This is a genomic window from [Limnothrix rosea] IAM M-220 (assembly GCF_001904615.1).
In the GTDB taxonomy this organism is placed as follows: domain Bacteria; phylum Cyanobacteriota; class Cyanobacteriia; order Cyanobacteriales; family MRBY01; genus MRBY01.
Window position 1 is genome coordinate 103,977 of record NZ_MRBY01000005.1, and the last position, 21,435, is coordinate 125,411.

The window sequence follows — 21,435 nt, forward strand, 5'->3', positions numbered from 1 at the left end:
TTAATAAGAGCGATCGATCCTAGCAATGTCAATAATTGAAAGCTTGGGGGGCTTACAGCAATGGTACTTTTTGACATTCCGCTAGTTGTCTTAGTGTTATCGGCAATTTATCTCTGTGGTGTTTATTTTGGTCTTGGTCTATGGCAGCGTCATGCGGCTAGCCGAGGTAAGGATAAACCAATGGATTCGACAAAAACGATGCGCCCTTTTTAGGGAGTCGTCCTGTTGTCGTTAAATTGTCTGATGATTGAATCATCGCCCTGAGGAATTCTGAGAATTCTATCGGTAAAAATGAGAGTAAGTTTGGCGATCGCCACCCTGGTACTTTGCAAGATCAGTGGGCGATCGCCTTTTTTATGGAAAATTCTGATTAATGCTTTAAGAGGCTTGTTGACGATACCACTGCCGTAATGTGTCGGGTTTAACACCCAAGTGATAGCCCATAATCATGGCTTGGTTGAGGAAAGTGGTACGCCAAATCCCTAGTTTTTGCCAGCGACGTGGGGATGTTTTAACGGCGGTTGCAGCTATTGCAATGTGACCTTGTTGTTTCAGACGACAAATAAATTCGTAATCTTCCATAATGGGTAGTGCGGCATAGCCTCCCAATGTCCGAAAAATATCGGTTTTAACAAAAATACCTTGGTCGCCGTAGGGTAGAGAGAAAAACTGCGATCGCCATCGCACTGTCCGCTCAATCCAGCGTAAATTTGGCTGCGGATCATCAATTTCTAACTGGAATGCTCCTGCTACAACGCCGGGTTTCGCTAGGGTTATTTCAATGGTTTCAATAAAATTTTCTGGCAAAAAGGTATCACTGTGGAGAAATAACAAAATGTCCCCAGTGGCGATCGCCGCACCATGGTTCATCTGTTGTCCTCGCCCTAAGGGACATTGTCGGAGCTTAACCGGATATTTTCTGACAATCTCTTGGGTGCCATCATCACTGCCACCGTCGGCCACAATAATTTCGAGATGATTCGCCCACAGCATGAATTGATCTAAACAAGAACCAATGCCCTCAGCCTCATTGAGCACCGGAATAATGACGCTAATCACAGGGCGATCGCTACGCTATGGGAGGCGCGGAAAGATTTGGGCGCACCTTAACTCGCACAAGTACCGCTGTAATATTGTCGTGGCCATTATGTTCATTGGCCAATTCGATTAATTCCTTAACGCCTTGGTCAAGATTTGCCCTCGAACTTAGTAACGGTAAAAGATGTTTTTCCCAGGATTGCTCAAGAAGCGAGTTATCAGACAGCCCATCAGAGCACAGCAAAAATAAGCTGTCTTCGTTGATGTCGATAAAGGTGACATCTGGCTGCACGAAGGTATTGTCCCGTGGCCCGATCGCCTGGGTGAGTTGATAGGCATCCGCACGTCCGTAGGCAATGTCCGGTTCTACACCCTTTTGGATTTCCCGTTGTCCCACTTCATGATCCGTGGTTAATTGCTCTAAATCCCACTTACGGCTCACTCTATAGATACGACTGTCTCCAACGTGGGCGATCGCCGCTTTATTATCCTGAACAAGCACCATCACCAGAGTAGTTCCCATGCGCCCACTACCCGAACGAGAATTTTTGAGATTAATATCGTAAACCTTTTGATTCGTCTGCCAAATCGCTGTTTTAATAGTTTCTTCATCCGGCAACTTATCTTGCCAATACTTTTGAAAATAATTTTGCAAACTTTCCACCGAGAGTGCACTCGCCACTTCCCCCGCTGCATGTCCCCCCATACCATCACAGACAATATAGAGTCCCCTAGCCTTTACCTGTTTGCCGAGTAGATTTTCTTGCTTTTCCAGCTGCGTTTGAATCCCAAAATAATCTTCATTATGATCGCGCTGGTTGCCAATATCACTCAGACCCGCATCCTCAAGATTGAGGAGGTGCATGGGCAAAACCACAGTGGGTTGCTCATCACCATCACTGCTATAGTCCATCTGATCTAGATTGACGACCGTGGTAATGGACGCTTCTTCATCTTCCGATGCCTCAGTAATAATATCTAGATCCGCATCGGTTTCAGGATCTTCTTGAAATTCTTCTCGATGTGCCCAATCATGATCGTCGTCTAAAAGGAGATCATTAGGAGATTGGATCACTGTTGTGACACCACCAGCACTTTCACCCGTTGCTAAGGACTTAATCGCCCCCATCAAATCCTTTGGTTTTGCCAAATTTGTGGCGATATTCTGTTCAATCACCGTTTGTAGAGCCGCAAACTCTGCTGCTTCGGAGGTATGGAATAGCTCTTCCCACAGATCTGTTAGAGCCTTAAGGGTCGGAAACTCTAGGGGGGCATCTTCAATGAGTCGTTCAATAATTAAACTCTGGTCTTCGTCAATGAATAAATTCCCTTTGACGAGTAAAGATCGGCAGCAACGAAGGGGTTCCAATTCTCGCCACATACTGACCATTTGGTAAGTCCACTGTAAAATTTGCTGGTAGTGGGGGGGAGATTGGCCTAGATAGTCCGTGAGCAAAACTGTATCGTGGCGCTGCTCTAATAGGAGAATATGGTGATCGGCGCTCATCCAAGCGTCTCGCAGCACAGGAAAACCAAAAGACATTTCTTGGAGGCTTAGGTAATGTCTGGCGATCGCCGGAATCCCCATCTGTAGCCAAAGCTGAGGATTGGAAAGACCATCTTTATCAGTAGCGACGAGGGTCTGTAAATTTTCCGCCTCTTGGTCCAACACTTGCTCTAAGTAAGAAAACTCCTCCGGCTGCCCATCCAGAACCGGAATCCCACGAAAACCTTCTTTTTCTGCCTCGGTAAGTTGGGCGATCGCATAGCGCCCCTGGGTATCGAGGTGGGATGCTGTCTCAAAAATTACTGGATCACCCTGAAGAACAAGTCCAATGAGTGTGGGTATAAGCTGACCACCACAATCATTGCATTCAATGTCTTGAAGCTTTACCTGACTGTCACAATGGGGACAAGGAACCAATAGCGAAGTCCCGCAATATTGACAGAAGCGATTTTCTAAAGGGTTTTGCTGGCTGCACTTTGGGCAAGTGATCATTAGAACATCGTCCTTATAGAGTAGGACTTTAGGCAACGAAATAAGCTTAGCTTAATTTTACTGAAGGCATGTGTAGATAAAGCTAAGATATTACACAACATTACCGGGCAACGACTAAAAGCTTTACTGTGGCGATCTTAATTTTTTTTGCAACGGCTCCAGGGCAATATCTCAGCAACTTCACTGCTACGATTAGGCCTAAAACTAGCAACTAAAGCTTGGCGCTACATTTAAGTCGATGTATTTATCCCCACAACTAATGATCTGCTTCAGACAAGTCTAAATCCTCTGGCAGACCATTAGTCTTGGGTGGGCATCGCGAATCATAATGTTAAAAATAATTCGGCGATTTTAAATCAAGAAGTTAAGCAACGCTAAACACAAAGTAGAGTTTAGTTTGATTTCTTCGGAGCCATGATCATCATCATATTGCGACCTTCACGCTTAGGGCGCTGTTGAATTTCACCGACTTCTTCTAAGTCCTTTGCCATCCGGTCTAATAGCTTGTAGGCCAAATTAGAGTGCTGGATTTCGCGGCCTCGAAAGGTGATCGTTGCTTTCACTTTGTCGCCAGCCTTCAAGAAGCGTAACGCGTTGTTAACGCGGACTTGGTAGTCATGCTCTTCAATTTTGTAGCGCATTTTGACTTCTTTTAAGTCGGCGTTGTGCTGCTTCTTTTTCGCTTCACGGGCGCGCTTTTCTTGCTCAAATTTGTACTTGCCGTAGTCCATGATGCGGCAAACAGGCGGTTTTGCACCTTCACTAACCAACACTAGGTCGAGTTCTTCTTCTTCGGCGACTTCTAGTGCTTCGGCTGGTGTCATGATGCCCAGCTGGTCGCCTTCAGTGCCAATGACACGAATTTTAGGAAAACGAATTCTTTCGTTGATTTTCGGGAGGTCGCGTTTTACGCGTCTTCTATCTTTCACAGGCTATGGGTTGAATGGTTGATAAAGTTTTAGGGTGAATATTAAATAGATCAATAAGAAATTGAAAACTTATTAACTATTTTACCTATTCATTGTCTTTTCGTTATTGAAAGTGGAAATTTATGTCCCCCGGCGGATCTAAATTCAAGGTATTTCTACTTGGTAAAGTTTTTGGGGGGAGGCGATTATTGGTGAAGATTAATGAAGTTCAAGTGTTGCAGGGTTCTAGGGGGGAGATTTCTCCGTTTATTTTCTGGCAAGAACGTATTGGTCACCAGCGTAGTTTTTTGTGGCAGGGGCGGCAGTGTCGCTATAGTTTTTGGCGATCGCCGCACGCTGATCTCCAGAATGTGAACACGCCCCTTGTTTTAATTCACGGGTTTGGGGCATCGATTGAGCATTGGCGAGAGTTTATCCCGTTAGTTGCAGGCGATCGCCCGGTTTACAGTATTGATTTACTGGGATTCGGTGGTTCAGAAAAAGCCCATCTAGATTTTGGTGTGCCGCTGTGGGTCGGGCAACTCAATTATTTTCTCGAAACAATTGTCTCGGAACCTGCATTGATTATGGGCAACTCTATTGGCTCGTTGGTTGCTGCTGTTGTGGCGCACAAGTATCCGGACAAAGCGGCGGCGATCGCCCTACTGAGTGTGCCGGATGTAGCCCAGCGTCAGGAGATGATTCCCGCCCCTTTGCGCCCCATGGTCGGCAAAATCGAGCAAGCGACAATGCGTCCATGGTTAATTCGTCGTCTGTTTGATGTTTTGCGCCGTCGGGGTGTGCTGAAAAATTGGCTGAAGCTGGCTTACCCTTCCCTAGAAGCTCTGCAAGAAGAATTAATTGACATTATTGAGGCGCCAACGGCGGATTTTGGGGCAGTAGAGGCTTTTGTTGCTTTAAGCCGTCGCGTCAGTCGTCCAGAATTTTGCCCGCCGATGAAACAGGTGTTACCGCAAATTGCCTGTCCGATTTTGATGTTGTGGGGGGAGAAGGATCGCTTTGTGCCTGTGGCGATCGCCCCGGCTTTAGCGAGCACAAATCCCCAGATTCGCCTCCAGATTTTGCCGAATTTAGGCCATTGCCCCCACGACGAAGCCCCAGAACTCGTGTATCAATTATTTACCCAGTGGTTAGGGGAGATAGACCTGCTGTAGTAATATAGCTCTTTGGTTTACTCGCCCCGAAGACTGTTCTTGCCCATGATGAAGCATACCCTCTCAGTTTTAGTTGAAGACGAAGCCGGCGTTTTGACACGTATTGCCGGACTATTTGCCCGCCGCGGTTTTAACATTGAAAGTCTTGCGGTGGGGCCAGCAGAAAAAGAGGGCATTTCACGCATTACGATGGTGGTTCCCTGTGATGAAAAGGAAATTGAGCAGGTGTCCGCTCAGCTTGACAAACTGATTCATGTGCGCCAGGTGAATGACGTTACGGTCAAACCCTGTGTCGAACGGGAATTGATGCTTGTTAAGGTAAATGCTGATGCCAACCAACGCTCTGAAGTCATGCAGTTGGTGCAGGTCTTCCGGGCTCGCATTGTTGATATTTCCGAGGCAACGGTGACCGTCCAAGTGGTGGGTGATCCGGGCAAAATGGTCGCCATTCTCCAGATGTTAGAAAAATTCGGCATTATCGAAGTGGCGCGCACTGGCAAGCTTGCCCTTGTACGTGAGTCCGGTGTTAATACAGAATATCTCAAGTCTGTTGGCAAGAAAGCCTAGGTTCATTTTGGGTGATTTGACATGGCTAGTAGGGGGCGATCGCCGAATGACTGCCGAGACTCCAAGAAAAGTCTCTAGGCCTCTAGTTATATCGGTGGATTTTCCGTAAACCTTAACAGCCCTATAATGACGGTGATTTCAATGCTGCGATCCACGAGGCAAAGAACATGAGCAATTCGCCCCACAACTTCCCTGACTCTGATCCCGATCCGAACAAGCCACCATCATCGCCCCCACCTTCAAAACAGAATATGACCGCAGCGTCGCGGGAAGCCCAAAAGCTTAAACGAGAAGAGCAAAAATTACGGGCGAGACAACAGCGTCTATTTTTCTTTCGGGTGAGAAATAGTATTTATTTTTTGGTTGGTTTTCTGGAGGTTCTACTCGCACTGCGATTTTTCCTGCGCCTATCCGGAGCGAATCCTGATAACCTTTTTGCCAAATCGATCTATGGTTTGTCTGCGCCCTTTGTGACACCGTTTTCGACGCTATTTATCAGCCCTGTGCAAAGTACTGATGCCACCATCGGTCAAAATATCTTTGATGTTAATCTACTGATTGCGATGATGATTTATGGTTTGTTAGGCTTTTTGGCAGTGTGGCTTACGACCTATGTTTACCAGCAGGTTTCTTCGCCAGACTCATAGTCATCAGCTAATGGCTCAAGCCAAAGGTTGCTGAAATCTGGTCAAGGGATAGACGACCATCCTTGTAAGATAAGATTTGCTAAAGGTACTTTGTGTTGCTCTTTGCTTTTAATGTGGAGAGCCTGCTAATTTTTGTTCTTTTGTGATTTTCCCTAGGCGATCGCCGTTAGTTTATGACTTCTCCCGCACGTTTCTCGATTACTACGCCGTTATATTACGTTAATGGTCTGCCCCACATCGGTAGTGCCTACACCACTATGGCCGCCGATGCGATCGCCCGTTTTCACCGTTTACAAGGCGAAGATGTGTTACTCATTACCGGGACAGACGAACATGGCCAAAAAATTCAGCGTGCAGCCGAAGAAGCAGGCTTAGAGCCTCAAGTCCACTGCGATCGCATTATTGGCAGCTTTAAAGATCTGTGGGAAAAATACAATATCCAGTACGACAGATTTAGTCGGACGACGGCAGCGAACCACGCCAAAATCGTTGAGCAATTTTTCGGCAAAGTGTGGGACAAAGGCGATATTTACCTTGATCAACAACAGGGTTGGTATTGCGTTGCCTGTGAAGAATTTAAAGAAGAAAAAGACCTCATCGAAGACCGTTACTGCGCGATTCACACCAACAAAAAAGCCGAATGGCGTGATGAGCAAAACTATTTTTTCCGCCTATCCAATTATCAAGCTCAGCTCGAAGCGCTCTACGCATCTAATCCTGACTTTATTCAGCCTGCGAGTCGCCGTAATGAAGTTCTGAATTTTGTTAAACAAGGCCTCAAGGACTTTTCTATTTCTCGCATTAACCTTGACTGGGGTTTCCCGGTTCCTACCGATGTTGACCATACTATCTACGTCTGGTTTGATGCGCTCCTCGGTTATTTCACGGCGTTGTTGGAAGATGGTGATGAAGTAAATCTTGAGACGGCGATCGCCAAATTTTGGCCCATTAATGTGCATCTGATCGGAAAAGATATTTTGCGATTCCATGCCGTGTACTGGCCTGCCATGCTGATGTCTGCCGAGCTGCCCCTACCCGGTCGCATCTTTGGCCATGGCTTTCTCACCAAAAACGGTCTCAAAATGGGAAAAAGTCTCGGCAATATCATTGATCCCTTTGAGCTAGTAGATCGGTATGGCTCTGATGCCTTGCGCTATTATTTCCTCAAAGAAGTCGAACTCGGAAAAGACGGCGATTTTAACGAAGTTCGCTTTATCAACACCGTTAACGCCGATCTCGCCAATGACCTTGGTAATCTGCTAAATCGCACCTTGGGGATGTTGAAAAAATACTGTAAAAGTGAAATTCCTCAGCTTGACCTCGCCACCATTGCCGATGATCATCCCTTAAAAGCTTTGGGTCATCACCTTGGCGATCGCATTGTCGCCCATTACGAAGCGCTCAATCTATCGGCATCCTGCACCGCCGTTCTGGAATTGATTCAAGCTTGCAATAAATATATCGATGACAGTGCACCATGGAAACTTTTTAAGGCCGGCGAGCAAAGCCAAGTGGAGGTGATTCTATTTAGCATTCTCGAATCAGTTCGTTTAGCTGGCTATCTACTCGCGCCAATTATTCCGAATCTTAGTACCGAGATCTACCGACAACTAGGGTTTAGTGGTGACTTTAATGACCTATCGAACCTAGCCGCAGCATATCCATTCGCCAGTCATAGTCAATGGGGACTCTCCTGGCCAGAACGTACCTTGCCTAAGGCAAAACCGATTTTTGCGCGCCTTGAGTTGCCGCAGGATATTGAGTGATGATTAATCTCCTTGAAGTGTGAGGCGATCAATTCATTGGCTTAATTAGCTCAAGCATTGTTATGGGAGCAACATCAAAGAGTGATGATTAATCTCCTTGAAGTGTGAGGCGATCGCCTAACTCCGAGGGAATTATAAAAGTTTTGACGAAAATCGAGCTTTCTCAGTAAGCTTAATTATCGGGGTAACCCACTTTTTAAATAAAGACCGTTTTATAAAAACAATCCCTTTAATAAAATCTTACAGAGGCATAACGAAAAATGCTGGATCACTTTGGTAGCGATCCGGTTTTCTCTCCTGAACAGGTATTGGAAAATCGAGGTCGTGTAGCGATCTTTATCGATGGCTCAAATTTGTTTTATGCAGCGCTACAGCTAGGCATCGAGATCGACTACAGCAAACTTTTATATCGCCTAACCGGCGGTTCCCGACTCCTTAGATCTTTTTTCTACACAGGAGTTGATCGGGCCAATGAAAAACAACAAGGCTTTTTGTTATGGATGCGGCGTAACGGCTACCGTGTCATCGCCAAGGATTTGGTGCAACTTCCTGATGGCTCCAAAAAAGCAAATCTTGATGTGGAAATCGCGGTGGATATGATGGCCCTAGTCGGCTCCTACGATACAGCTGTCTTGGTCAGTGGTGATGGCGATCTAGCCTACGCAGTGGATGCTGTGAGCTATCGCGGCGCTAGGGTTGAAGTCGTAAGTTTACGCTCAATGACTAGTGATAGTTTGATTAATGTGGCAGACCGCTACATTGATCTAGAGCAAATTCAAACGGATATTCAAAAGTTCCACCGCGATCAAAATCATCCACCTCAAATCCCACCCATCGAGCGAAAAAAGGATAATGGTAATGGTTCTTCTTTAGAGCTTCCCAGCCATGAATAAGTGAGGCAAATAGTGCGCTCTAGTTTTTTGGATAAATCTTTGCTGTTGTTATCACAAGGGTGTTGGCGATCGCCTCAAAAACTTTTGAGTTACATCTTCATCATTAGTCTTTGCATCACGACCTACAGCTGCCGCAATACACCGCCACCATTAGAACCAGAAGAGACTATCGAAGTGGGCACAGAAAACCGCTTAGTTGTGGCCAATGCAATCTTGGAACAATCCGATATCGATGGCAAACTTTTGTGGCGGCTTCAAACCGAAGAAGCGATCTACAGCCAGGATCGCAAAACCGCAACAGTGACTGGCATTGTGGGGAATCTATATGAAGATGGCGAGGTAATCCTCAGCCTCCAAGCAGAGGCCGGACAGGTGATCAATGACGGTGAACGGGTAATCCTTGAAACGAACATTATCGTCACAGATAACCGTACAGGCGCTGTACTTGAAACCGAATTGGCAGAATGGCAACCAGAAAACGATTTACTCATTATTGATGCGGAGTTACAAGGCAAATATCCCAATGGTCAATTTACTGCCACCAAAGCCCAATACTTTATTGATCGCTCGGAACTAGAACTAACGGAAGAAGTCGATGCTCTGACCATTGAACCAGCGTTACGTATTTTGAGCGAACAAGTTATTTGGCAATTTGAAGAAGATGTGGTGACAGCCGAAGATGGCTTAGAGGTTCAGCAATATACCGAAGAAGAAGTGACCACACGCTTACGAGCAAAGACCGCCGAGGTCAACATCGCGGAGCAGGAAGTCACCGTTTCTGGGGATGTCTTACTGAATAGTCTCAAGCCCAAGGCTCAATTTGCCAGTGGTGAAGCCGTTTGGGATATGGAGGAGGGCGTTATTGTGGGGAAAAAGTCAGTGCAAATTACCCACGAAAAGGAAAAGGTTCAGTTTCGTGGTGAGGCTGGACAATTTAATCTCAATACCCAAGAGGTTCAGTTAGTGGGAGCCGTGCGGGGAGTGGGCAAAAAGCCCCCGTCGACATTGCAGGCTGGACGGGTAGATTGGAATTTAGAAACGCAACAGTTAGTGGCTCAGGGGAATGTTGTTTATGAGCAAAATGAACCGCGCCTGACCCTCACGGGTAACCGTGCTGTCGGTCAGCTAAATAATAGTAGGCTCGTTATATCCGGAACTAGCACAAAACCTGTGACAACAAAAGTAATTCCTTAAATTTAAAAAAAGTGGCGTGATTCCTCCAGAGCTGTATCGCAATCAACAGACTTATCAGCAACTTGCCCAAGGTTTATCCCTTGGACTACGGCGACAAATTTGGGTGGCCGTTTGTGACAATCGCTATTGGCGCGATCGCCTGATGGAGCGTCTCAGTGAGCAGCATCCCCAGACGACTGCGGAAGAGCATGCCTTAATTGCGATCGCCCTTGATGAAAAAAATCCAGAACTAAATCCTCTGCTAGCGATTTCCCATTGGTTAAAGGAACATCAGCAGAGCGTCAATCCCCATAAACCGCCAACCTTTGCCCTCACGGGGATCGAGCATTTAACGCTGCAATCGAGCCAGCAACAACGGCGTTTTTTAAAGCATCTAAAATTTATTGCCGATGTCTATGTGCCGAAAATGGACTTTAATTTGCTGTTGTGGTTGCCGCGCCCGTGGATGAACAGCATTATGGAATCTGTGCCCGAGTTTTGGCAGTGGCGGACGGGTTTGTTTGAGTTTCAAGGGGAACCAACGCCTGTTAAGCTTTATGATTTACCGCGGCCAGAGCGATTTTTCCCCGCGCAGGATCAGCAGTTTTTTGATCAATATTTCCGTGCGTCTGAGTCTCCTGCTTTAGCGTTACCGGAAAATGTGACCTCCGATGATGAGGCATGGCGGCTTTCCCAGCAATATCGTGAGGCAATTCATGGGGGTGATACTGGTGTTGTGACCTTAAAGCTGGCCATTGAAAGCTATGAAACGTTATTTGGCTATCTAGAGCCGGGCGATCGCCGACTGGGGGATTTGTATAACGACATCGGCAACTTCACTTGGCTACTGGCGCGACAAGACACAGAAAATGCGGTGAAGCAAAGCCATTTACAGCAGTCTATTGACTACTACAACCAAGCCCTCGCAACGATAATTCCATCGCCAGAACCAGAATTTTATGCCATGGTGCAAAACAATCTGGGGGCAGTGTACAGCGATCTTGCCTATGCCCAAGGGCATGTTGCGCCGCTCTACCAAGCCGTTCAAGCCTATGAAGCCGCCTTGCAATATCGCTCTCCAGAAACCGACACCCTCCGCTATGTTTCGACCCAAAATAATTTGGGGACGGTGTATTGGCACTTGGCACAGCAGGAAAATGCCCCCCAACATTTACAGGGCGCTATTAGCTGCTACGAATCTGCCTTAAAGTATCTCTCCCAAAGTGACGAGCCGAGTCACTGGGCGATGATGCAAAATAACCTCGGTACTGCTTATCTCAACCTTTCCCAGCACCAAGATCCGGTGAGCTGTCTCCGGGTGGCGATCGCCGCCTACCGTGCCGCCCTAGACTATCGCACCCCCGAAACCAACCCCGTCGGTTGCGCTTCTACCCACAACAACCTTGGCACGAGCTATTGGCAGCTCAGCGTTTACCTCACCGAAGACGAAACCCAATGGCAACATATCCTCGAACAGGCGATCGCCAGCTACGAAGTCGCCCTAAGCCTTGCCCATCTCCTCAGCCAAGAACAGCCTCCCCTAGCCATTGACTTTGATGTCCTCGAAACCCTCAACAATATGGGACTCATCCACTATCAACTCGCCACAGAAATCACTTCGCCCCTACCATCAGAGGCAAAAATTGAACATCTACAAACCGCGATCAAGTCCCATAGCCTCAGCCTGAGTAAACAAACAGAAAACACTTTAACCTACACAGATACCCTCAGTTATTTAATTGGTGGAGTCCGTGCCCTCTACGAACAAGGCGGCATTGTGGCGCAAAATCAGGCTCTGTCTGAAGTCCCCAGCCAATTACTGCCCAAAATTTTGCCAAGACTTTAGCCAAAACAAAAAAAATACTGCTCGATTTTGAAAAAACATCGGTACAATGATGCATTACCTTTGAATTTTTTAAACAGATCAAACAAGAGCCATGAGTAAAGTTGCTGTCGGTTTATCAGGGGGCGTAGATAGCTCCGTTACAGCAGGCATTCTCCACCGTCAAGGATATGAAGTGGAGGGCGTAACACTATGGCTGATGAAAGGGAAAGGTCAATGTTGCTCCGAGGGGATGGTCGATGCTGCCGATATTTGCGAACAGCTCGGCATTACCCACCACGTTGTAGACAGTCGCGATCTGTTCCAGAAATATATTGTTGATTATTTAGTGACAGGCTACGAATCCGGGGTAACACCGCTGCCTTGCTCCCAATGTAATCGCATGGTGAAATTCGGGCCGATGTTGCAATGGGCAAAGGAAGAGCTGGGCATCGAGAAAATTGCCACAGGCCATTACGCGAAGATTCGCCATAACGAAGAAACTGGGCGCTATGAACTTTTGCGGGCAGTGGATCGCAATAAAGATCAGTCTTATTTCCTCTACGATCTCACCCAAGAGATGTTGGCGGGGACGCTTTTTCCCCTCGGTGAATACACAAAAGATTACACCCGCGAAATTGCTGAAGAAATGAAATTATCGACAGCAAAAAAACCGGAAAGCCAAGATTTATGCCTAATTGAAGCCCATGGCTCCATGAAAACTTTTCTGGATAAATATATCGATCAAAAAGAAGGCGATATTGTTGATCTCGATGGCAAAATCCTAGGGAAGCACACAGGTATTCACCACTACACCATTGGTCAGCGGAAGGGTTTGGGGATTGCTGCGCCGGAACCGCTCTATGTGGTGAAGCTGGATAGTGTCATGAATCGGGTGATTGTCAGTACCCGTGATCGCGCTGGGAAGGATGAATGTAGCGTCAATCGTATGAATTGGGTTTCTATTGCGCCGATTAACGCACCCATTCGGGCAGAGGTGCAGGTTCGTTATCGTAGTAAGGCGGTTCCTGTGAATGTTATTCCTTTGGAAGAAGGTTGTCTCAAACTCGTTTTTGATGAGCCGCAATTTGGCATTACCCCCGGACAAGCGGCAGTTCTATATGATGGCGAAAAGGTTCTGGGTGGTGGCATTATCGAAAATGAGCCTACCAATGTTGATGCTTAACTGAATAAATCTAGTTCGGTATAGGCTGCCATTTGTTTCGGGTTGAGGTCGCAGGTTAGGGCGATCGCCTCTGGCTTGAAAGCGATCAAATCGAGATTATTGGGATCGTCAAGGAGATAATTGGCCGAGAGGTAGCCGGCGATCGTCCATGTTTGGCATTGTCTGGCTTCGCGGCCGATGAGTCTGCCCTGTTTACCGTCATAATATTCCGGCCAGTTGTCATCGGCTAAAGTTTGTCCGGCGATCGCCACTGCTTTTTTTGCCAGCTCTGGTTTGCCCATTTTTTGGGCGGCGGCAGCGAGGAGCCACAGCAACATCGGCCAACTGCCAGCATTATGGTAAGACCAAGGCAAATTTTTGCGATCCCAACCCGTCGTAGTCTGCCAATCGCGCCCTTCGATGGCTGGATAACACACTTTCATCGGCATCATTGCCACCAAATCATCCCAGCGCTGTTCAATCACCGAAAGAATATCTTTGGACTGTTGCTCATCGGCGAGGCTGGTAATAATTGCTAATAAATTACCTTGGGAAAAGAAGCGAAAATCCATGCGAGCGGGACCTAAATTGCCGACAAAATATCCCCCTTCTGAGGGCAGCCATTCCGTTAACCAATTGGGAATTGATTCGGGATAAATATTGAGCCAGTTATCAACACTGGAGCCAAATTCTTCCACATGAAAACGGTAAATTTTTTGCAACCGATCTAAATTCAACCAATAATAAGTCCGCAAATGGTACATCAATTGGCTCGTTCTTTCAGTTGCTGCTTCAATAAAATCTTTACTCGTTTTATCGGTTGGGATCAGTAATTCTCTTGATGCTCTTAATGCGGCATAAAACAAAACCTGAATCTCTAGGGGGTAGCCATAGACACCCATGCGGCGATCGATCATAAATGCGCCATCAGGGACTAAAAGGGTGGGAAATAAATCAAATCTTGTCCGTAAACACAGCTCTAGAATCTGTTGAATTCCCTGCTGAAATGCTGGACTATGGGCAAGCTCGGTATCGCCTGTTTTTTTGACATAGGCTCGTAATAAAAGCAGCCACCATAAACAGGAATCCACTGGCGTGACGCGGGCGATCGCCTGTTCCCCAAAATCCGGAATAATGCGTTCTTTTTCGCCACAGGTTTCGATCTTAAAACTGGCAGGCATTAAGCCCGTGCCGGGTTTAAAACAATCCAGCTGCCGCTCGTGGTTTTGGAGCGCTAGGGTGAGCTTTAAAAAGTTGCGGACAATCTCTGTTTTGCCCTCCATTAAAAAGGCAAAGGCCGAAACCGCAAAATCTCTGGTAAAACACTGGTCATAGTTTAGGTTTGGTGCATTTGTATCTTTGGCGGCGATCGTGCCCACTGGATGACTTTTGTAATGGATGATCACCGACTCATGGGCTTGTCGGGCGAGTTCCATGAGGGACTGGACTTTGGGCATAGTAGCGAAATACTTCGGCGGCTAGAGATATGGCAATTATAGGTAGGGCAAGCGTTTCAAGAAATTACGAATCATTGAGTTCATCGGTCTATCTCTAGTACTGAGGAAACATCTTAAAAACCAAAGTTTAAGGATGTGTGACTGGCAAGGAGCCAAAAAATCAGAATCATGCTTGCCCAAAATCCAAGAAAAATACTGATCCAAACGGTCACATAATTTTTTTGCTCATGATATTTCCAGTAGAGTAATTTTTTGACGGGTTTGCCCTGCTGGAGATGTTGTTCGGCGATCGCCTGCACATTTTTTACTTGGACATTGTTATACCAAGCCTTATCGGGCATCACCTTGACCATGGGGCCGCTACCACATTCACCAAGACAGCCACTACGGACAACTGTTATTTGATCATCTTCATATTTTTGAAATTCCCGTAAAATCTTCAAGGCTCCTTGTTTCGGACAAGTTTGGTGGCAACAAACAAATACTGTTTTTGACATAGCGGACACAAGTTTTACAAGGTGTGCTTAATAAAAAACTCCCTTCGATTATGAAGAGAGTCATTTTTAATTGTGTTAAGCCGGTAAAAAAAGTTTAGTTTTTGATGTGATTTTCCTATCTAGCGCTTGGCGATCGCCACTTCATTTAGCAAATCGATAGATTGATCTGCCACCACTTCCTGGGGATGAATTGCGGCTTGGAGCATGGGAGTACTGGTGACTGAGCTGTCTGCAATGATAAACAGAGGGTTAGACAAAATACCAGCAAGGGACGTTACCACGACTGCAAAGATTAAACCCACTTGCAACGGTCTCATGCCAACTGCCGTCCAAGTAACGACTGGATAGTTCCGTACCGAGTCAGACATTTCCTGAGGCTCTTTGACCACCATCATTTTGACGACGCGGATGTAGTAGTAAATGGAAACCACACTGGTGAGCAGACCCAGAAGCACGAGCCAATATAGACCTGCTTGCCAACCAGCCCAGAAGAGATAAATTTTGCCGAAGAAACCGGCTAACGGCGGAATACCACCAAGGGACAACAGGCAAATACTCAGACCTAAAGTGAGCAATGGATCCTTTTGATAAAGACCAGCATACTCAGAGATTTGGTCAGTGCCCGTGCGGAGGGAAAAGAGAATAACGCAGGTGAATGCGCCGAGGTTCATAAAGAGATAAATCAGCAGATAGAAAATCACACTGGAGTAGCCCGCGTCAGTATTGGCGACCAAACCAATCATCACAAAGCCAGCCTGGGCAATGGAGGAATAGGCCAACATCCGCTTCATACTGGTTTGAGCGAGGGCCACCACATTTCCCAAGACCATACTGAGGATGGCGAGGGCGGTGAAAATTAAGTGCCATTCATCGATCACAGAACCAAAGACTGTCACGAGTAAACGGATGGCAAGGGCAAAGCCCGCTGCCTTTGAACCGACGGATAGGAAGGCCACGACGGGGGTGGGAGAACCTTCGTACACGTCAGGGGTCCATTGGTGGAAGGGAACGGCAGAAATTTTAAAGGCAATACCCGCAATGGAAAAGACGAGGGCGATCGCCAAAGCTAGGGATTGTGCTCCTTGGGCATCAGTAATATTTGCCGCAATGTCGCTGAGAATTGTTTCACCGCCAGACAAACCATAGAGGAGCGATACACCGTAAAGGAAAATTGCTGAGCTCGCTGCACCAATGAGGAGATACTTTAAAGCAGCTTCGTTAGAACGGGGATCACGCTTCATGTAGCCCGTCAGTAGATATGACGAAATACTGAGCATTTCAAGGGCGACGAAAATCATCACCAGCTCGTTTGCCCCCGACAGGAACATCCCCCCAAGGGTTGCCGTAAGGAGAATACAGATAAATTCTGAAAGTGCCGTTCCAGACCGTTCGACGTAACGCACCGACATCATAACGGTGAAGGCGGTCGAGAGTGCGATAATGCCCCGAAACAAAATGCTGAGATTGTCGCTGTTAAATGCGCCGAGAAATGCTACCGGATTAGGATTATCCCAACCGAAATATAGGGCAACCGTCGAACCCAATAGTCCGGCGATCGCCACATAGGGAATCCAACCAGAACGGGAGCGTCCCACAATCAAATCCCCGACGAGAACGACGACGAGGGTTAAAATTACGATGATTTCCGGCAAAATCGCCCCAGTATACAACTGGCTTGCAACGGTACTTGAAAAATCCATTTGTGCTCTTAAGGCTTAGTGAACCAACTTACATTAAACAATACCGCAAACAAGCTTGAAAAACCGACTGATAGATTTGTTCAGCCTAACTATCTGATAAATTTCGCTCAATTATTCGCTGATTTGGCTAATGACTTGGCGATCGCTCGCCATTGACCTTTTGATTCATAAAACACCGAGAGAAAAAAATTTTTCTACAATAATCTCTAATGTGAGTTGCCGCCCGTTGCATCTAAGAATTTCGCTAAAAGAAGCAAAAGACCCACCTCTTTTGTTATGACTATTAGTTACGGCACTCAACCTAAATTTTATTGTCATCTGTCACTGGCCCAATGCTTACAAACTTACAAAGCTTGACGAAAAGCATACCCATAGGACATTGATTAGATATAGAAGATTTGTATTCTATGTCCTTTCCCTAACACCATCAACTCCGACAGCCCATGTCCACCCTTGTCATCGTCGAATCACCGACCAAAGCCCGTACTATCCGGAATTATTTACCTAGCGAATACAATGTCACCGCCTCCATGGGACATATTCGTGACTTACCGTCCTCTGCTGACGAAGTTCCTAAAGACCAGAAGGGTAAACCTTGGTCACAGCTTGGGGTAAATGTGGACGAAAACTTCGCGCCACTCTACATTGTGCCGAAAAAAAAGAAAAAGGTTGTTACCGAATTAAAACAAGCCCTGAAAGAAGCTGACGAGCTGATTCTGGCGACTGATGAAGACCGCGAAGGGGAAAGTATTAGCTGGCATTTACTGGAAGTCTTAAAGCCAAAAGTACCCATTAAGCGCATGGTTTTCCATGAGATTACCCAAGAAGCCATTCAAAAAGCCCTCACGAATTGTCGCGAAATTGATGTAAATCTTGTCCATGCTCAGGAAACTCGCCGGATTCTCGACCGTTTGGTCGGTTATACCCTGTCTCCTTTGCTGTGGCGGAAAATTGCGAAGGGTTTATCCGCAGGGCGGGTACAATCAGTCTCTGTCCGTTTAATAGTGCAACGGGAACGGGAGCGACAAGCTTTCCAGTCGGGTCAATATTGGGATCTCAAAGCTCAACTACAGCAGAAGCGCTCTAAATTTGAAGCCAAACTGATCACCCTTGGTGGTAAAAAAATTGCCATTGGTAGTGACTTTGATCCTGATACTGGAAAATTAAAGAAGGGTAAGAGAGTTGTGCTTCTCTCCCAAGGGGAGGCGATCGCCCTAAAAGAGCGCATTAGAGAGCAGGAGTGGGTTGTCAGCAAAACCGAAGAAAAACCCAGTATCCGTCGCCCATCACCACCATTTACGACTTCCACCTTGCAACAGGAAGCCAACCGTAAGCTGGGGATTTCAGCGCGGGATACCATGCGTACTGCCCAAAAGCTCTACGAAGAGGGTTATATCACCTACATGCGTACTGACTCGGTACATTTATCTGACCAAGCCGTAACAGCCGCACGCAGTTGTGTCGAAGAAAAATATGGTGCTGACTATCTCAGCCCGAAAGTACGCCGGTATAAAACCAGTAGTAAAGGCGCACAGGAAGCCCACGAAGCCATTCGCCCCGCTGGTAGCAGTTTCCGTACACCCCAAGAAACGGGTTTAAGTGGTCGCGAACTGAAGCTCTACGACTTGATTTGGAAGCGGACTGTGGCTTGCCAGATGGCTGATGCTCGTTTAACGCAGCTTTCGGTGACGCTCAAGGTTGATGATGCTGAGTTTCGTTCTTCGGGTAAACGTATCGATTTTCCCGGCTATTTCCGTGCTTATGTGGAAGGGTCTGATGATCCTGATGCGGCATTAGAAAACCAAGAGGTTGTATTGCCAGATCTCAAAGAAGGGGATAAACCGACCTGCAAGCAGCTAGACGAGATTGAGCACAACACCAAGCCCCCCGCTCGTTATACCGAAGCAAGTTTGGTGAAAGCCCTTGAGGGTAAAGGCATTGGCCGTCCCAGTACCTATGCGACAATTATCGGCACTATTGTTGACCGTGGCTATGTGCAAATTCGTGATAAGGCTCTCACACCCACCTTTACGGCCTTTGCGGTAACGGCATTGCTAGAAGAGCATTTTCCTAATCTTGTGGATACGGATTTCACGTCCCACATGGAGCAAACCCTTGATGAGATTGCTACGGGGAAAGCCCAATGGTTGCCCTACCTAAAGAATTTCTATCTTGGTGATGATGGTCTTGGCACTCAGGTAAAAGTTCAAGAGGAAAATATTGATCCGTCTGTCGCTAAGGCGATCGCCATCGAAAATTTACCCGTAAAAGTGAAAATTGGTCGTTTTGGCCCCTACATTGAGGCCGAGCAGGGGGATGAAAAAATCACGGCTTCTTTGCCTGCTGATCTCACCCCCGCAGATCTGGATCCGGCTCAGATAGAAACGATCCTTAAACAAAAAACCGAAGGCCCCGAACAGCTCGGTGAGCACCCAGAAACCGGCGATCCCATTTATTTGCTGGTGGGTAGTTATGGTCCCTACGTCCAGCTCGGTCAGGTTACCGAAGAGAAGAAAAAACCAAAGCGGGCTTCTCTTCCGAAAAATGTCAAACCTGAAGATCTCACCTTTGAGATGGCGGTACAGCTTTTGGCGTTGCCGAGATTGTTGGGAGAACATCCCGAATCCGGTAAACCTGTCAAGGTTGGCTTAGGTCGTTTTGGCCCTTATGTAGTTCACGATCAGGGCAAAGAAGGTAAGGATTATCGTTCTCTGAAAAAAGAGGATGATCTCTTCACCATCAGCTTTGAGCGGGCAATGGAATTGTTGGCGCAACCTAAACGGAGTCGTGGTCGTGGCAAAACTAAAACGCCCCTTAAGGAACTCGGTAAGCATCCTGCTGATAATGAACCGGTGAATGTTTATGAAGGTCCCTATGGTATTTATGTCAATCATTTAAAGGTGAATGCGGGCTTGCCAGAGGGGGAAACTGTGGAAATGATTACTTTAGAAAAAGCGTTGGAGTTGATCGACGAAAAGGCGGCTTCTAAGGGCACAAAAAAGAAAACGACAAGGAAAAAAACGACAACTAAAAAGAAAACGACGACAGCAAAGAAAAAGACTACGGCCAAAAAGACTGCTGCGACAAAGAAAGCTGCTGCTAGCGATGAATAGTTGTGCGCTTAGACCTTAAGGGTTGGAGCGATCGCCGCATTATTTTTTTGTTGGCGATCGCCGCCTTGTGTCTATTTTGTTTCAATCTCGGTAATGTCCCCCTGAGAGATTGGGATGAAGGGACAAGGGCTGTAGTGGCGCGGGAAATTTTTCGCACAGGAAATTGGCTCCACCCCACAATCTTTGGCGAATCCTATTTCAATAAGCCACCGCTGATGGATTGGTTGGTGGCTTTGCTGTACAAAGTTGCTGGAGTGAATGAGTGGACTAGCCGTCTACCGGGGGCGATCGCCACAGCTTTGGGAGTGCCATTGCTCTTTTGTCTGGGACGGGAAATATTTGCACATCGCAGGGCTGCCGTTGGTAGCGCGTTAGTTTACCTGACCTTATTACCCGTCGTGCGCCATGGTCGGTTGCTCATGCTCGATGGCATGGTGATGACGGCTCTCATTTTGGCGTTCTGGTGTTTACTCAAATCGAGTCGCAAAAAAAATTGGGGCTTAGGATTTGGCATCGGCTTAGGCATTATCGCCCTCACTAAAGGTTTATTAATGCTGCCCTTGGGGGCGATCGCCTTGATTTTTGTACTGTGGGATCGACGTTGGTCAGTATTCCAAAACCGTTACATTTGGCTGGGTTTGGCGGTCGGGTTATTGCCAACCACCGTTTGGTACGGCGCGCAGATTCAAGAATATGGCGATCAGTTTATTCAAGCTCATTTTTTAAACCAAGGCTTCGAAAGAATTGGTAGTGCTGTCGAACGTCATCAACATCCACCGTGGTTTTTTCTTTTAGAACTGCTTAAATATTCTGCTCCTTGGTTACTTTTTTCGATTCAAAGTTATATTTTTGCATGGCAAAATCAAGGCTTTGTGAGTAATAAATTAATTTTGTCAGGCAGTCTTTTTTATTTTGGTTTAATTTCGGTAATGGGCACAAAATTACCTTGGTACATCATGCCGTTTTATCCATTTTTCGCCCTCGCTATAGGTCAATATTTAACTGTTTATTTTAAATTTAAAAACTCAAAATTTTCACTATATTTGCTATTTTACTTTTTGGCGATCGCTGCCTATGGAGGGACGCTTTATTTTATTGTTACTGACCCACAAATTTCGTTAATCCTGCTCGCTATAGTCGTGGGAACAATGTTTTTATGGGCAGGTCGGTACTGGCAACAGAGAAACGTAAAATTCCAGACGGTGCTAATAATTGGCATGTATGGCACTTTAATGTTGTTATTTAGCTCCCAGTCATGGCTCTGGGAAATCAATGAAACCTTTGCTGCAAAACCTGTAGGAGAACTTATTCGTAACAACACACCAGAAAATGTGGCTGTGTTTACAACCTTTGGTTACCGTCGCCCTAGCTTGGATTTTTACGGCGATCGCCCCATTTTACCGAAGGCTTTCAAGAACCTAAAACCAAATCAGTATTGGCTCATGGAACAAGAAATATTCGGCTCTCCGGGATTGACTATGCAGCGTTGGTAGGAAAATGCCAACAAATGAGACA

General features: G+C 46.6%; 17 protein-coding genes. 11 read left to right on the forward strand and 6 right to left on the reverse strand.

The window, feature by feature from the left end:
• Nucleotides 1–60 precede the first annotated feature (60 nt).
• Nucleotides 61–213, forward strand: a complete 153-nt coding sequence (locus tag NIES208_RS18845) for a hypothetical protein (RefSeq protein ID WP_171971709.1) — start codon at nucleotides 61–63, stop codon at nucleotides 211–213.
• 165 nt (nucleotides 214–378) lie between these two features.
• Here NIES208_RS18845 and NIES208_RS03730 read toward each other — a convergent pair whose 3' ends face one another.
• The 3 genes from NIES208_RS03730 to infC all read right to left on the reverse strand — a co-directional run bounded on the left by NIES208_RS03730 (nucleotide 379) and on the right by infC (nucleotide 3,966).
• Nucleotides 379–1,059, reverse strand: coding sequence for a TIGR04283 family arsenosugar biosynthesis glycosyltransferase (locus NIES208_RS03730; RefSeq protein WP_075889857.1), 681 nt, complete (start codon nucleotides 1,057–1,059; stop codon nucleotides 379–381).
• A gap of 10 nt (nucleotides 1,060–1,069) precedes the next feature.
• On the reverse strand, nucleotides 1,070–3,037 hold the full coding sequence (locus tag NIES208_RS03735) for a serine/threonine phosphatase (RefSeq protein ID WP_075889859.1): 1,968 nt from the start codon (nucleotides 3,035–3,037) through the stop codon (nucleotides 1,070–1,072).
• 392 nt (nucleotides 3,038–3,429) lie between these two features.
• Nucleotides 3,430–3,966 carry a translation initiation factor IF-3 gene (gene infC, locus NIES208_RS03740; RefSeq protein ID WP_075889861.1) on the reverse strand — a complete coding sequence of 179 codons (537 nt, stop codon included), beginning with the start codon at nucleotides 3,964–3,966 and terminating at the stop codon, nucleotides 3,430–3,432.
• 122 nt (nucleotides 3,967–4,088) lie between these two features.
• Here infC and NIES208_RS03745 point away from each other — a divergent pair, with 122 nt between their 5' ends.
• The 8 genes from NIES208_RS03745 to mnmA all read left to right on the forward strand — a co-directional run bounded on the left by NIES208_RS03745 (nucleotide 4,089) and on the right by mnmA (nucleotide 13,174).
• Complete coding sequence (locus NIES208_RS03745) at nucleotides 4,089–5,120, forward strand: alpha/beta fold hydrolase (RefSeq protein WP_084176523.1); 1,032 nt, start codon at nucleotides 4,089–4,091, stop codon at nucleotides 5,118–5,120.
• A gap of 48 nt (nucleotides 5,121–5,168) precedes the next feature.
• On the forward strand, nucleotides 5,169–5,687 hold the full coding sequence (ilvN, locus tag NIES208_RS03750; RefSeq protein ID WP_075889896.1) for an acetolactate synthase small subunit: 519 nt from the start codon (nucleotides 5,169–5,171) through the stop codon (nucleotides 5,685–5,687).
• Between the two features lie 167 nt (nucleotides 5,688–5,854).
• The gene (locus NIES208_RS03755) at nucleotides 5,855–6,334 is read left to right on the forward strand and encodes a YggT family protein (protein WP_075889863.1); all 480 of its coding nucleotides are present in this window, start codon (nucleotides 5,855–5,857) and stop codon (nucleotides 6,332–6,334) included.
• A 173-nt stretch (nucleotides 6,335–6,507) separates the two neighbouring features.
• Complete coding sequence (metG, locus tag NIES208_RS03760) at nucleotides 6,508–8,100, forward strand: methionine--tRNA ligase (protein ID WP_075889865.1); 1,593 nt, start codon at nucleotides 6,508–6,510, stop codon at nucleotides 8,098–8,100.
• Between the two features lie 260 nt (nucleotides 8,101–8,360).
• Nucleotides 8,361–8,993: a LabA-like NYN domain-containing protein gene (locus NIES208_RS03765; RefSeq protein ID WP_075889867.1), complete on the forward strand. Its 633-nt coding sequence runs from the start codon at nucleotides 8,361–8,363 to the stop codon at nucleotides 8,991–8,993.
• Between the two features lie 39 nt (nucleotides 8,994–9,032).
• Nucleotides 9,033–10,187, forward strand: a complete 1,155-nt coding sequence (gene lptC / locus NIES208_RS03770; protein WP_225875239.1) for an LPS export ABC transporter periplasmic protein LptC — start codon at nucleotides 9,033–9,035, stop codon at nucleotides 10,185–10,187.
• 16 nt (nucleotides 10,188–10,203) lie between these two features.
• A complete protein-coding gene (locus NIES208_RS03775; protein ID WP_075889869.1) occupies nucleotides 10,204–12,012 on the forward strand; it encodes a tetratricopeptide repeat protein in 1,809 nt (602 codons plus the stop codon).
• Nucleotides 12,013–12,103: 91 nt separating this feature from the next.
• Nucleotides 12,104–13,174, forward strand: coding sequence for a tRNA 2-thiouridine(34) synthase MnmA (gene mnmA, locus NIES208_RS03780; protein ID WP_075889871.1), 1,071 nt, complete (start codon nucleotides 12,104–12,106; stop codon nucleotides 13,172–13,174).
• Here mnmA and NIES208_RS03785 read toward each other — a convergent pair.
• The 3 genes from NIES208_RS03785 to NIES208_RS03795 form a co-directional block, all read right to left on the reverse strand.
• On the reverse strand, nucleotides 13,171–14,610 hold the full coding sequence (locus tag NIES208_RS03785) for a glycoside hydrolase 100 family protein (RefSeq protein WP_075889873.1): 1,440 nt from the start codon (nucleotides 14,608–14,610) through the stop codon (nucleotides 13,171–13,173). The genes mnmA and NIES208_RS03785 overlap by 4 nt on opposite strands.
• A gap of 113 nt (nucleotides 14,611–14,723) precedes the next feature.
• Nucleotides 14,724–15,107 carry a (2Fe-2S) ferredoxin domain-containing protein gene (locus NIES208_RS03790; RefSeq protein ID WP_075889875.1) on the reverse strand — a complete coding sequence of 128 codons (384 nt, stop codon included), beginning with the start codon at nucleotides 15,105–15,107 and terminating at the stop codon, nucleotides 14,724–14,726.
• Nucleotides 15,108–15,226: 119 nt separating this feature from the next.
• Nucleotides 15,227–16,807 (reverse strand): NAD(P)H-quinone oxidoreductase subunit N, encoded by a 1,581-nt coding sequence (locus NIES208_RS03795; RefSeq protein ID WP_075889877.1) that lies wholly within the window; start codon nucleotides 16,805–16,807, stop codon nucleotides 15,227–15,229.
• Between the two features lie 443 nt (nucleotides 16,808–17,250).
• Here NIES208_RS03795 and topA point away from each other — a divergent pair, with 443 nt between their 5' ends.
• Complete coding sequence (gene topA, locus NIES208_RS03800; RefSeq protein WP_075889879.1) at nucleotides 17,251–19,920, forward strand: type I DNA topoisomerase; 2,670 nt, start codon at nucleotides 17,251–17,253, stop codon at nucleotides 19,918–19,920.
• Nucleotides 19,921–19,922: 2 nt separating this feature from the next.
• On the forward strand, nucleotides 19,923–21,413 hold the full coding sequence (locus tag NIES208_RS03805; RefSeq protein ID WP_225875240.1) for an ArnT family glycosyltransferase: 1,491 nt from the start codon (nucleotides 19,923–19,925) through the stop codon (nucleotides 21,411–21,413).
• The last annotated feature ends 22 nt before the right edge of the window (nucleotides 21,414–21,435 follow it).

Bases quoted from the DNA above. Each gene is read 5' to 3' on its own strand.
- ilvN (WP_075889896.1), top strand. From the start codon at position 5,169: ATGAAGCATACCCTCTCAGTTTTAGTTGAAGACGAAGCCGGCGTTTTG.
- topA (WP_075889879.1), top strand. From the start codon at position 17,251: ATGTCCACCCTTGTCATCGTCGAATCACCGACCAAAGCCCGTACTATC.
- NIES208_RS03745 (WP_084176523.1), top strand. From the start codon at position 4,089: ATGTCCCCCGGCGGATCTAAATTCAAGGTATTTCTACTTGGTAAAGTT.
- NIES208_RS18845 (WP_171971709.1), top strand. From the start codon at position 61: ATGGTACTTTTTGACATTCCGCTAGTTGTCTTAGTGTTATCGGCAATT.
- NIES208_RS03765 (WP_075889867.1), top strand. From the start codon at position 8,361: ATGCTGGATCACTTTGGTAGCGATCCGGTTTTCTCTCCTGAACAGGTA.
- mnmA (WP_075889871.1), top strand. From the start codon at position 12,104: ATGAGTAAAGTTGCTGTCGGTTTATCAGGGGGCGTAGATAGCTCCGTT.
- NIES208_RS03795 (WP_075889877.1), bottom strand. From the start codon at position 16,807: ATGGATTTTTCAAGTACCGTTGCAAGCCAGTTGTATACTGGGGCGATT.
- metG (WP_075889865.1), top strand. From the start codon at position 6,508: ATGACTTCTCCCGCACGTTTCTCGATTACTACGCCGTTATATTACGTT.
- NIES208_RS03735 (WP_075889859.1), bottom strand. From the start codon at position 3,037: ATGATCACTTGCCCAAAGTGCAGCCAGCAAAACCCTTTAGAAAATCGC.
- NIES208_RS03785 (WP_075889873.1), bottom strand. From the start codon at position 14,610: ATGCCCAAAGTCCAGTCCCTCATGGAACTCGCCCGACAAGCCCATGAG.
- NIES208_RS03790 (WP_075889875.1), bottom strand. From the start codon at position 15,107: ATGTCAAAAACAGTATTTGTTTGTTGCCACCAAACTTGTCCGAAACAA.
- NIES208_RS03755 (WP_075889863.1), top strand. From the start codon at position 5,855: ATGAGCAATTCGCCCCACAACTTCCCTGACTCTGATCCCGATCCGAAC.